This window comes from Comamonas sp. 4034 (assembly GCF_050434545.1).
Classification (GTDB): Bacteria; Pseudomonadota; Gammaproteobacteria; order Burkholderiales; family Burkholderiaceae_C; genus Comamonas; species Comamonas odontotermitis.
In genome coordinates this window covers 36513-47957 of record NZ_JBNDIT010000025.1, presented here as the reverse complement: position 1 = coordinate 47957, position 11445 = coordinate 36513, and the positions used below count along the sequence as shown (strand labels likewise).

Sequence of the window (11445 nt, the reverse complement as noted above, 5' to 3'; positions counted from 1 at the left end):
CTGCCCCCTGCCGTGACACTGGTGACATCGGGCAGCGGCAATGTCGCGGCATTCGTGAACAAGCTCACCAGCACGGCGCCGCCTACCCCTGCACCGGTCCCCACCCTCAAAGAATGGGGCGTGATGGCCCTGTCACTGGTTCTGGTGACAATGGGCGCGATGCAGTTACGCAGACGCCAGAGCTGATGCAAAGCCACCTTCGGGTGGCTTTTTCTTGGCAGTTGCCAGGCATGAATCGGTCAGCTCGGCGTATTCAGCATTCGGTGAGAAATTGTTGTATCACCACCAGCGCCAACGAAACAAATTGAGACAACTTCATCGAGTCCCGCTATCATCCGAGCTCATCCGGTATCCTGTTCCAGGATGACATATGCAGCGCCATGAGCGCTATTTCGAGAAGCCATTGAGGTCAAGACGCATGTTCCCACGGTCTCCTTTTTTCCGTCAGTTCCTTTGCACCTGGTTGTTTGCGCTCCTTGGACTCATCGGGCTCATTCAGCCCGCCAAGGCACAGACCCAGATTTTCCTGGACCAGTTGCAGACCTGCGCCCTGGGGCAGAACTATGCTTCGCCGGTGACAACGGGTATTGGCTTTGTGAACATGTTCTATCCCTATGCCACACCAGCAACGCAATATGGGCAACCCGCATGCGGCGGTACCTGGGCGTTTGATGGTGCGTCCTATCTGGTCACCCCCTATGGAGCTACCGTATTCCCAGGCGGGGCATCGAAGGCTGCCTGGTTGAACGAGGCCTTTTTTGACAGTGTCATGGGTACGCCCCGTCCCAAGGGCGAGATGCGCCGCAATCTGACTGGTTTGACCGTCGGCCAGGTGTATCGTGTGTCGGCAGATGCCTGGCATGACGATTCTCCCGGCGCTACAGCACTGGGCCTGGATTTTGGCCCTGTGACTGCCAGACTGGACATTCCGGATGACAATGTTTCGCGCTCCATTTCCGCCACGGTGTGTGCCAAAAGCGGATCGCTCTCCATGCGCCTGTATGAAGCAGGAATGACTGGCGCATCCCCTGTTGTCACGAACATCAAGCTCGAAGACATGGGGCAGTCGTGCTTGCTCACCGTGGATTTTGTCAGCAATGGCGGCTCAGCCGTGGCCCCACAATCCGTCTACCCCGATGATCTGGCCACCGATCCATCCGCCCCCACCAGGCCCGGATACAGCTTTACCGGCTGGTTCCAGGACGCAGGCCTCACCCAGCCCTATGACTTTGCCACGCCTGTGACTCAGAACATCACGCTCTATGCAGGGTGGACAGCCCTTGCCTACCATGTGAGCGGAACCGTCGTCGGGCTGGCTGACGGCAATACCTTGACCTTGCTCAACAGCAACGGGGACCAGGTACAAATTTCAGCCAACGGCCCCTTCAACTTCCCCCAATCGCTGTTGGGATCGGACAGCTATGCGGTGACCATCCCCAGTCAGCCTGCCACACAGACCTGCTCGGTAACGCAGGCCCAATCCGGCCCGATGAACAATTCGGATGTGACCAACGTCGTTGTGACCTGCACGACCACGCCAGCGCCCAGCCCGACCGCCGTACCCACCCTTGACCAGTGGGCACTCATGGGCCTGTCCTCCGCGCTGGCCTTGTTCGCCCTGGTTCGCATCCGGAGACGCGCCCGCTGAACATCCAAGCCACCTCAGGGTGGCTTTTTTTCATCCTGCAAGCTGGCACGGTATGCGCCCGCCTCTGTTGGCACCGAGCCGCCACCCCAGCGTCTGGACGGGCAAGACGGTGGCTGAACTGTGCAGTGGCCCTTCCATCCTGGCACATGCCTGCAAAGCGCGAGGCCATGTCTGCCTCCCTCTGCCCGGGTTTGGTTCACTCCCCGCTGAGCGCAATCACAACAGCAGATGGCTCCACCACGACCTGCACCCGGGCACGCGCGCGTAACCCGGCAGCCTGCTGGCTGAAACCAACCAGTTGCACGCCCGCAGCCAGCCGCACGGCGACTTCCTGCACCGATCCGCCCCGGGTTGCGCGGGTGGCTGTGCCCTGCCAGTGATTGACAGCTGGCTGCCCCGCCTCGCCTGCCGGCACCACCGTCACTGCGGTTGCCTTGCACATGGCCAGCACGGGCAGGCCGGGCCTCAAGCCCAGTAACTGTGCGCTTTCGTTCGTGATGTGCGAGCGCACCTCGAACTGCCGCGCACCCGCCTCCGCGCCATGCATCTGCACCACCACCAGCGGCCCGTCGGCATGGAGGCTTTGCACGACGCAGGGCCACTGGTTGCGCATGCTGGTCACCACCTGCAGCCGCGCCAAGGTGGTGGCCACGGAGATGCCTGCACGCGGAGCATCCCCCTTGGCGTGGCTTTGCGCCTGCTGCAACTGCGCCTGCAGCTGTTCGCGCGCCTGCCCCATGGCATCGGCAGCCTCCAGCAACAAGAGAGCATCGGGCGTCAGCACCGCGCCGCCGCCGCCCCGGCCGCCGACGCTGCGCTGCACCAACTCCACCCCGGCCAGATTGGACAAGGTATCGAGCGCCTGCCAGGCCGCCTTGTAACTGATTCCGACCTGGCGCGCAGCTTCCGAAATGGAGCCACTCGCCTGTATGCGGCGCAGCACCTCGATGCGGCGGTCGGAGCGCTGCTCTGCCAGCGCGGCGGTAAGGGATGCTTTACGGATCATGGCACGCATCTTCGCATGAAGCCGCAGATATTTGGCACCTGCAACAAATCAGATTACACTCGTTATTCCTATTAAGAATAGCGTAACCTTTGGACACCCATGAATTGCCTGCGCCCAACCTCTATCGCCCTGGTACTGTCAGCCGTCTTCTGCGCACACGCGCAGGCAGACGAGGTCGCCGTGGCCGTCGCCGCCAACTTCACTGCGCCCATGCAGAAGATTGCCGCCCAGTTTGAAAAGGACACGGGCCACAAGGCGACCTTGTCATTCGGTGCAACGGGCAAGTTCTACGCACAGATCAACAATGGCGCTCCATTCGGCATTCTGCTGGCTGCCGACGACACCACGCCAGAAAAGCTTGCCAAGGAAGGCAAGGCGGTGGACGCCAGCCGCTTCACCTACGCCATTGGCCAACTGGTGTTGTGGAGCAAACAGGCCAATTATGTGGACGATAAGGGTCAGGTGCTCAAAACCGGTGACTACCAGCACATCGCCATTGCCAACCCCAAGCTGGCTCCCTATGGACTGGCAGCCATGCAGACACTCGACAAGCTGAGCCTCACCGCGCAGGTACAGCCCAGGGTCGTGCAGGGCGAGAACATCGGCCAAACCTACCAGTTTGCCGCCAGCGGCAATGCCCAGTTGGGCTTTGTAGCGCTGTCCCAGGTGATGGAGGGCGGTCAGTTGCGCGAAGGCTCCGCCTGGATCGTCCCTGAAGCCATGCACGAGCCGATCCGCCAGGACGCGATTGTGCTCAACAGCGCCAAGGACAATCCCGCAGCCAAGGCACTGATGGAATACCTGAAAGGCGACAAGGCGCGCGCAGTCATCAAGAGCTACGGCTACGCTTTCTGAGAACGTGTTTCCCAAACTGACGGCCTGCAACCAGAACGCGGCTCGTGGCTGCAACCAGGCGGTGCGCCAATGGCCCATCTAGGCACATTGGCTGCGGACGTACCGTCTACCCGCCCTTGCAGCGCATATGTTTTCATAGCAGCCTGCAATTGCCATACGGGGTTTTCCGCTTGAAGAAGCATAAAGAACCGCCCACCATATGCGCATGCCGCTTCCTTTTATATAGCCCACTGCCGCCTGCACGCCATTGACCTCCGCCCTCCTCCGCCCCGAAGACTGGGCCGCCATCCGGCTGACGCTGGAGCTGGCCAGTACGACCACCCTATTGCTGCTGGTGCTGACCACGCCGCTGGCGTGGTGGCTTGCGCACACCCGTTCGCACTGGCGCGGGCCGATTGGAGCGGTGGTAGCGCTGCCGCTGGTGCTGCCGCCCACCGTGATCGGGTTTTACCTGCTGGTCACCATGGGCCCGAATGGGCCGATTGGCCATCTGACACAGTCGCTCGGGCTGGGGCGGCTGCCCTTCACATTTGCAGGGCTCGTGGTGGGCTCGCTCGTGTACTCGCTGCCGTTTGCCGTGCAACCGCTGCAGCGTGCGTTTGAATCGATCGGCAACCGCCCGCTGGAAGTGGCCGCCACCCTGGGCGCCAGCCGTATCGACACGTTCTTTACCGTGGCACTGCCGCTGGCACTGCCCGGCTTCATCACCGCAGCGGTGCTGAGCTTTGCCCACACCGTGGGCGAATTCGGCATCGTGCTGATGCTGGGCGGCAATATCGAAGGCGTGACACGCGTGGTGTCCGTACAGATCTACGACCATGTGGAAGCCATGGAATACGCCCGCGCCCATTGGCTGGCTGGCGGCATGGTGGCCTTTGCCTTTGTGGTGCTGGTGGCACTGCAGTGGCTGCAACCGCGCGACCACCGCAACGCCACGCCGTTATGAACCCAAACACCCACGCCCAAGGCATCACCGCGCGCCTGCAGTTGCAGCGCAGCGATTTCGTGCTCGACGTGGATCTGCAACTGCCCGGCCAGGGCGTGACAGCCTTGTTCGGGCCTTCGGGCTGTGGCAAGACCAGCCTGTTGCGCAGCATGGCAGGGCTGGAGCGTGCGCGCGGCGCGGTCACCGTCAACGGCCATGTCTGGCAGGACGATGCCTCGCGTCACTGGTTGCCCACCCACCGGCGCGCGCTGGGCTACGTGTTTCAGGAAGCGAGCCTCTTTCCGCACCTCACGGCAGAAGGCAACATCCGCTATGGCCTGCGCCGCGCGCCGCCAACCCGCCAAAGCGTTGCGCTGGAGCAGATCATCGATCTGCTGGGCATTGCGCCCCTCCTGCCACGCAAGCCCGCAACGCTCTCGGGCGGCGAACGCCAGCGCGTGTCCATCGCCCGTGCGCTGGCCACCAGCCCGCGCGTGTTGCTGATGGATGAACCGCTGTCCGCACTGGACGCCGAGCGCAAGGCCGAGGTGCTGCCTTACCTGGACAAACTGAGTGAGCGGCTGGCATTGCCCATTCTCTATGTCAGCCACTCCATCGACGAAGTCAGCCGCCTGGCCGATCGCATGCTGTTGATGCAGGCGGGCCGTGTCGTGGCGCAAGGCGATGTGGCCGACGTACTGACCCGGATGGATGCGCCTCTGACGCGCAGCCTGCCCGGCGAGCAGCAGGCCAGCATCGTGGAAGGCCGGGTCTGCGCCCATGACGCGCAAGACCACCTGTGGTCCATGCAGATCGGCGCGCAGGCAGCCCACCAGTTGCATTGGACCGAACCCGATGCCCATTACCAACCAGCAGAACAGGTTCGCCTGCGCATCCTGGCGCGCGATGTCAGCCTGTCGCTGGCGCCACACACCGGCAGCAGCATCCTCAACAGCCTTCCAGCCACGGTGACGGCCGCGCAGGCCAGCGGCCCCGGGCAGGTGCTGGTGCAACTGCGTCTGGAGCCTGGCGATGCAGGTACCTATCTGCTGGCACTGGTGTCTGCGCGTTCGGCAAGGGTGCTGCAAATTGCACCTGGCATGGCGGTGCATGCGCAACTCAAAAGCGTAGCGGTGCTCCGCTGAGCTGAGCTGGATATCGACAAAAACCGCCTATAACGCTTACCCATCAAGCGCCAAAAGCTATCAAATCAGAAGCAAAAGACGCAAAAAAGCCCGGCATGCAGCCGGGCTGTTTGCAGCAGATGCTGGCTTATTTGGCGAGCACCACCTCCACACGGCGTGCTTCGGCGTTGTTGCCCGCGTTTTCCACCGCTTCAGGCTTCTTCAGGTCCAGCTTGTCTTCCGCCACGCCCAGGGCCACCAGCGCATCGCGCACGGCAAAGGCGCGCTGCTTGGCCAATTCAGCGTTCTTTTCAGCGTCGCCCGTGGAATCGGTGTAGCCCGAGATCACAGCGCGTTGGCCCGCCTTCACGCCAGCGACCACATCCACCAGCGCCTCGTTGGCGCCAGGAGCCAGATCGGCCTTGGCGGTGGCAAAGTAGAACTTGACGATGCCGTTTTCGATCAGCACGCGGGCTGCATCGTCTGCAGCAGCACCGGCCTGGGCCGCAGCGCCGCTGGCCGCAGATGCCGAGTCACCGGCAGCAGCACCCGCCTGAGCAGCAGCGTCACCCGCGCCAGTGGCTGCAGCAGATCCTGCTGAAGCAGTGCCGCCCAGCACGGCGCCCGAAGCGCCCGGCTGCAGCTTGGCGGCGACCACGCCACCCTTGGCCGACTTGGCACCATGAATGCCCTTGTATGCACCAAACCACAAAACGCTCAACACCACCAGGGTGATCAGGGCAAAAACCAGGCCCAGGGCAAAGCGCTCATCACTGTCATTGTTTTGCGAGGAACTCACTGTGAAACTCCAAACACCGGTGGTGCATTAACTATGAACAAGAAAAAATAGATCCGATCCGCCGCCAAGGCCAGATCACGCACGCAATCGGGCCCAGACATACAAAGCACGGAATTCGAGCGCGATTGTAACCAGAACGCCCGGCAGGCGCTGTAGCACCACGCAACATCGATCTCTCGCGCCATCAACAGCCGCATGCCCAGATGTTTGAGAGAACGCAAAATCCATAGCAATTCAGGCAAGCAATATCAGCATCAGCCTAGTATTTACCCTAGATTTCGTCATTTAGACCAGCTATTTTCCTTGTGAACGCAACATTCAACACTTTCACGGGTTCAAACTTATTCCTGAGGAAGCGTAGCTATTCGTAAAATCGATGCTTTTTGACGATGCGTACGCCCGCTTACCGGCAGACCAGCGCACAACACGGGACTAGCCAACCATTGGAGACACCATGCAGGCTTTACTTGCCCTATCCAGGGCTATCGATAGGCTGAACGCCTTTGTCGGCAAATATTCCATCTGGCTGATTTTTGCCGCCACCTTCATCAGCGCCGCCAACGCCATTGTTCGAAAGGCATTCGACACCAGCTCGAATGCCTTTTTGGAAGTGCAATGGTATTTGTTTGCCTGGTCTTTTCTGATCGCGGCCGGTTACACCCTGCTGCACCGCGAACACGTGCGCATCGATGTGGTCAACTCGCGCCTGTCCAAGAAGGCCCAGGTATGGATCGACATCATCGGCTTCGCCTTCTTCCTGACCCCGCTGTGCGTCACGATCCTGTGGCTGTCCATGCCCGTCGTGATCCAGATGTACCAGTCAGGCGAGATCTCGGGTAACCCAGGCGGTCTGATCCGCTGGCCGGTCTGGGCCGCAATCCCTGTAGGCATCACCCTGCTGCTGCTGCAGGGCATCTCGGAGCTGATCAAGCGCGTTGCCTTCCTGACAGGCGACGGCCCCGATCCGATGGGCAAGCTCAGCGACAAGAGCGCCGAAGAAGAACTGGCCGAAGCATTGCGTGCCGAAGCCGAGCGCAAGCAGGCCGAGGCCCTGGCAGCGCAAGCCAGCCCCCACAAAGCCTGACGGTAGCGGGAGAAAAACACATGGAATTTATCGCTACCAACTACGCCCCGATCATGTTCGCGGGGCTCATCGTCTTCCTGCTGCTGGGCTTTCCGGTTGCGTTCAGCCTGGGGGCTGCGGGCCTCACCTTCGGCTTCATCGGCATCGAAATGGGCGTCTTTCCGTCGTCCGTCATGGCCTGGCTGCCCCAGCGCCTGATCGGCATCATGGCCAACGACACCTTGCTGGCCGTGCCGTTCTTCACCCTGATGGGCCTGATCCTGGAGCGCTCCGGCATGGCCGAAGACCTGCTGGATACCGTGGGCCAGGTGTTTGGCCCCATCCGCGGCGGTCTGGCACTGGCGGTGATCTTTGTGGGCGCCCTGCTGGCAGCCACCACCGGCGTTGTTGCCGCATCGGTGATCTCGATGGGCCTGATCTCGCTGCCCATCATGCTGCGCTACGGCTATGACCGGCGCCTGGCATCGGGCGTGATTGCAGCATCCGGCACCCTGGCGCAGATCATTCCGCCCTCGCTGGTGCTGATTCTGATGGCAGACCAGTTGGGCAAGAGCGTGGGTGACATGTACAAGGGCGCGTTCATTCCCGGCTTCATGCTGATGGGGCTGTACGTGGTCTGGGTCATGTTCCTGGCCATCTTCAAGCCCAAGATGGTGCCAGCCCTGCCTGTTGAGGCACGCATCTACCGTGAAGCCAATGGCAACGCAGGCTATACCTCGCTGATCGTTGTGATGGGCATTTCGACCGTGGTGGCCCTCTTCCTGGCCAGCCACATGGCCGACATCCACACCTGGTGGCAAGGCAAGGAAATCACCGAAGTCGCCACTGACGAAAAGATCGTTACCGCCATGTGCGGCGGCACCTTCATCGCCTTCGTGCTGGCATCGTTCAACCGCATCTTCAAACTGGGCCTGCTGTCCAAGCTTGCAGAGCGCGTGACCTTTGTGCTGATTCCTCCTCTGCTGCTCATCTTCCTGGTGCTGGGCACCATTTTCCTGGGCATCGCAACGCCTACCGAAGGCGGTGCCATGGGTGCGATGGCAGCCCTCATCATGGGTTTTGCCCGCAAGCGTCTGAACATGACCCTGCTCAAGCAGGCGCTGGGCTCCACCACCAAGCTGGCCAGCTTCGTGATGTTCATCATGATTGGCGCTACCACCTTCAGTCTGGTCTTCCAGGCGGCCGACGGCCCCAAGTGGGTGGAACATCTGCTGACCAGCCTGCCCGGCGGTCAGACTGGGTTCTTGATCGTGGTCAACATCATGATCTTCTTCCTGGCCTTCTTCCTGGACTACTTCGAGTTGTCGTTCATCGTGGTGCCGCTGCTTGGTCCCGTGGCCGAAAAAATGGGCATCGACCTGATCTGGTTCGGCGTGCTGCTGGCCGTCAACATGCAGACCTCGTTCATGCACCCACCATTCGGTTTTGCGCTGTTCTTCCTGCGTTCGGTGGCACCTGACAAGCAGTATGTGGACCGTGTGACGCACAAGGTGATCGAGCCGGTGACCACCATGCAGATCTACAAGGGAGCCGTTCCCTTTGTGCTGATCCAGCTGGTGATGGTGGGCGTTCTGATCGCGTTCCCCGGCATCGTGACGGGCGCTGTCGACAAGCCAGTGGCCGTGGACATGAACAAGGTCAACGCAGAAATGATGGAGCAGTTGAACGACGCCGGTGCTGGCTATGGGGCAGAGAACCCGTTTGCAGCCCCTGGCGGCGATGGCGGCTATGGTTCGGACGCGCCCAGCATCAACGGCGAGCCTCCTGCCCCTGGAGCCGCCGCTTCGGGAGCCGACGCTCCGGGAGCCGCCGCACCTGCTGCTGACGGCGGCTACGGCTCGGACGATCCCGCCAAGCTCTTGCAGGACGCAGCCTCCAGCGCTGCACCTGCAAGCAAGTAAGCTGGCCTGCACCTCCCCGCCCTGGCACATGCCGGGGCTTTTTTATGGGTGCTTTCAAAGCCGTTGACGGCTTTCACCCACCCCAGAAGAGTCTTTTTCATCCCTGCACTGCCCCATGACCGCTGCCCGCCATTCACCGCTTTCCACTAGTGAGCAAGAGCAACTCCACAGCAACGGTTTTGCCCTGCTGAGCCAGGCGGTCCCGCAGGACTGGCTGCCGGATCTGTGCGCCAGCTTCGACAGCAACATTGCCGAGTCTGCACTGTGGCCAGTGCCCCGTGCATCGAGCTGGAACCACGCCATGGTCGACCTCCTGCCACAGGTGCAAGCAGTGTGCCGGTTGCCCGCCCTGCTGGCAGTGGTGGGGGCCTTGATTGGCGAGCGCTTTTTCCTGGCCCAGGTCGAGGGGCGAGAACCACGCCAGGGCGGAGGTCACCAGCAACTGCACCGCGATCTGTCCTCGCAGCGGCCGGGCGACAACATCAGCGTGCTCATTTTTCTCGACGACTATGGGCCACACAATGGAGCCACGCGCATCGTGCCGGGCAGCCACCGGGCACGGCCTCAGGAAGCGCCATTCGACTTTCTCGATGAATCGCGCTCATTGCAGCTGAGCGGCCACGCAGGCGATATTCTGGTATTCGACGCCGATCTGGTGCATGGCGCCTGCATCAATCCATCGGGCGCGCGGCGCCGTTCCTTCCTTGTCAGCTACTTTGCCGAGCCGCTGTATGCCTCTCACCTCAAGACCGCCAGGCTGCGCAACGTACGCATGGATACCAGTGAGTGTTTTGAACCGGGTGCTGCAGGGGCCTGAGCGCCCCTGATCGCCGCAATGAAAAAGCCGCAGCTTGCGCTGCGGCTTGGGTGCTCCATCCCGCAGCGCCGAGCGCTGCAGAGGGAATCGCTTTAGATCTTGACCGACGCCATGTACTGGTTGAATGGGTACTCGGAGAAACGGTTCCACAGGATCTGGTCGCGCTGGAAGGCACGCATGTCCTGGTGGATCTTCTTGAACTCGGGCGACTTGGCTTCGTGCTCGGCAAACACTTCCATCGAGGCCTTGAAGCCTGCGTCCATCAGCTCCTTGGGGAAAGGCTTGAGCTGGGTCTTGTTGGCCACCAGCTTCTTGAGCGCGATGGGGTTGAGAACCTGGTACTTGCTGGTCATGTCGGCAGCTGCCACGCGGGTGGCTGCGTCGAGGATCGCCTTGTTCTCGGGCGACAGCGCGTTGTACTTCTTGATGTTGATGAAGAACTCCAGGTCTGCGGAGCCTTCCCACCAGCCGGGGTAGTAGTAGAACGGAGCCACCTTGTTGAAGCCCAGCTTTTCATCGTCGTAGGGGCCGACGAACTCCACGGCATCCAGAGTGCCCTTTTCCAGAGCCTGGTACACATCGCCTGCAGGCATGTTTTGCGCCACCACGCCCAGCTTGGCCATGGCTTCACCGAACACGCCGCCACCCAGACGCATCTTGAGGCCCTTGAGGTCGGCAACGGTCTTGATTTCCTTGCGGTACCAGCCGCCCATCTGGGTAGTGGTGTTGCCAGCGGATGCCGTCTTGAAGTTGTATTTCTCGAAGAAGGCATCGAGCAGCTTGCGGCCATTGCCATGGTCCTTCCAGGCATTCATCTGCAAGGTGGTCAGGCCAAAGGGCACGGCACAGCTGAAGGCGAAGATCGGATCCTTACCGGTGAAGTAGTAGGCAGCGGTTTCTGCCATGTCGATGGTGTCGGACTGCAGTGCGTCGACCACACCGAAAGCAGGCATCAACTCGCCAGCGGGGTGAACGGAGATTTCAAACTTGCCGCCCGACAGCGCCTTGACGGTCTGCGACAGCTTCTCGGCGCTACCGAAAATGGTATCCAGCGACTTGGGGAAGCTGGAAGCCAGACGCCAGCGCACCGCCGCCTGGGCATGCACAGCGGGGGCCACACCAGCAGCCAACACGCCAGCGATGCCAGCATTCTTGATAAGGGAACGACGATCCATCTGTATCTCCGATTGATTGTAAAAAGTTGCAGCTGCAATCGTGCCACAGCTGAAGCCCGGTTTTTGGTTTGCAAATTGTAGAAATGGTTGCTCATGCGACTTGCTCGGGTT

Annotated in this window: 11 protein-coding genes; 8 read left to right on the top strand and 3 right to left on the bottom strand. The window is 61.3% G+C overall.

What is annotated here, in order from left to right:
• Both ABIE32_RS19840 and ABIE32_RS19835 read left to right on the top strand, forming a co-directional pair.
• Positions 1 to 186: IPTL-CTERM sorting domain-containing protein (locus ABIE32_RS19840; RefSeq protein WP_429018720.1), on the top strand; the 186-nt coding region annotated here is incomplete at its 5' end.
• Between the two features lie 232 nt (positions 187 to 418).
• Positions 419 to 1648: an IPTL-CTERM sorting domain-containing protein gene (locus tag ABIE32_RS19835; RefSeq protein ID WP_429018717.1), complete on the top strand. Its 1230-nt coding sequence runs from the start codon at positions 419 to 421 to the stop codon at positions 1646 to 1648.
• 196 nt (positions 1649 to 1844) lie between these two features.
• Here the strand turns inward: ABIE32_RS19835 and ABIE32_RS19830 are convergent, their stop codons facing one another.
• On the bottom strand, positions 1845 to 2654 hold the full coding sequence (locus tag ABIE32_RS19830; protein ID WP_429018715.1) for a TOBE domain-containing protein: 810 nt from the start codon (positions 2652 to 2654) through the stop codon (positions 1845 to 1847).
• A gap of 99 nt (positions 2655 to 2753) precedes the next feature.
• Between ABIE32_RS19830 and modA the strand changes: the two genes are divergently transcribed.
• From modA to modC, 3 genes are all read left to right on the top strand, one after another.
• Positions 2754 to 3509, top strand: coding sequence for a molybdate ABC transporter substrate-binding protein (gene modA, locus ABIE32_RS19825; protein ID WP_429018713.1), 756 nt, complete (start codon positions 2754 to 2756; stop codon positions 3507 to 3509).
• Positions 3510 to 3756: 247 nt separating this feature from the next.
• Positions 3757 to 4455 carry a molybdate ABC transporter permease subunit gene (gene modB / locus ABIE32_RS19820; RefSeq protein WP_429018710.1) on the top strand — a complete coding sequence of 233 codons (699 nt, stop codon included), beginning with the start codon at positions 3757 to 3759 and terminating at the stop codon, positions 4453 to 4455.
• On the top strand, positions 4452 to 5579 hold the full coding sequence (gene modC, locus ABIE32_RS19815; protein ID WP_429018707.1) for a molybdenum ABC transporter ATP-binding protein: 1128 nt from the start codon (positions 4452 to 4454) through the stop codon (positions 5577 to 5579). Before modB ends, modC begins: the two co-directional genes overlap by 4 nt.
• Positions 5580 to 5706: 127 nt before the next feature.
• Here the strand turns inward: modC and ABIE32_RS19810 are convergent, their stop codons facing one another.
• On the bottom strand, positions 5707 to 6357 hold the full coding sequence (locus ABIE32_RS19810) for an OmpA family protein (RefSeq protein ID WP_429018704.1): 651 nt from the start codon (positions 6355 to 6357) through the stop codon (positions 5707 to 5709).
• 454 nt (positions 6358 to 6811) lie between these two features.
• Between ABIE32_RS19810 and ABIE32_RS19805 the strand changes: the two genes are divergently transcribed.
• The 3 genes from ABIE32_RS19805 (at position 6812) to ABIE32_RS19795 (ending at position 10159) form a co-directional block, all read left to right on the top strand.
• Positions 6812 to 7441 (top strand): TRAP transporter small permease subunit, encoded by a 630-nt coding sequence (locus ABIE32_RS19805; RefSeq protein WP_429018702.1) that lies wholly within the window; start codon positions 6812 to 6814, stop codon positions 7439 to 7441.
• A gap of 20 nt (positions 7442 to 7461) precedes the next feature.
• The gene (locus ABIE32_RS19800; protein ID WP_429018700.1) at positions 7462 to 9342 is read left to right on the top strand and encodes a TRAP transporter large permease; all 1881 of its coding nucleotides are present in this window, start codon (positions 7462 to 7464) and stop codon (positions 9340 to 9342) included.
• Between the two features lie 115 nt (positions 9343 to 9457).
• Entirely contained in the window at positions 9458 to 10159 is a 702-nt protein-coding gene (locus ABIE32_RS19795; protein WP_224149744.1) for a phytanoyl-CoA dioxygenase family protein, read from the top strand.
• Between the two features lie 92 nt (positions 10160 to 10251).
• Here ABIE32_RS19795 and ABIE32_RS19790 read toward each other — a convergent pair whose 3' ends face one another.
• Positions 10252 to 11334, bottom strand: coding sequence for a TRAP transporter substrate-binding protein (locus ABIE32_RS19790; RefSeq protein ID WP_224149745.1), 1083 nt, complete (start codon positions 11332 to 11334; stop codon positions 10252 to 10254).
• Positions 11335 to 11445 lie beyond the last annotated feature (111 nt).

Bases quoted from the DNA above. Each gene is read 5' to 3' on its own strand.
- ABIE32_RS19835 (WP_429018717.1), top strand. From the start codon at position 419: ATGTTCCCACGGTCTCCTTTTTTCCGTCAGTTCCTTTGCACCTGGTTG.
- ABIE32_RS19830 (WP_429018715.1), bottom strand. From the start codon at position 2,654: ATGATCCGTAAAGCATCCCTTACCGCCGCGCTGGCAGAGCAGCGCTCC.
- modA (WP_429018713.1), top strand. From the start codon at position 2,754: ATGAATTGCCTGCGCCCAACCTCTATCGCCCTGGTACTGTCAGCCGTC.
- modC (WP_429018707.1), top strand. From the start codon at position 4,452: ATGAACCCAAACACCCACGCCCAAGGCATCACCGCGCGCCTGCAGTTG.
- ABIE32_RS19805 (WP_429018702.1), top strand. From the start codon at position 6,812: ATGCAGGCTTTACTTGCCCTATCCAGGGCTATCGATAGGCTGAACGCC.
- ABIE32_RS19800 (WP_429018700.1), top strand. From the start codon at position 7,462: ATGGAATTTATCGCTACCAACTACGCCCCGATCATGTTCGCGGGGCTC.
- ABIE32_RS19795 (WP_224149744.1), top strand. From the start codon at position 9,458: ATGACCGCTGCCCGCCATTCACCGCTTTCCACTAGTGAGCAAGAGCAA.
- ABIE32_RS19790 (WP_224149745.1), bottom strand. From the start codon at position 11,334: ATGGATCGTCGTTCCCTTATCAAGAATGCTGGCATCGCTGGCGTGTTG.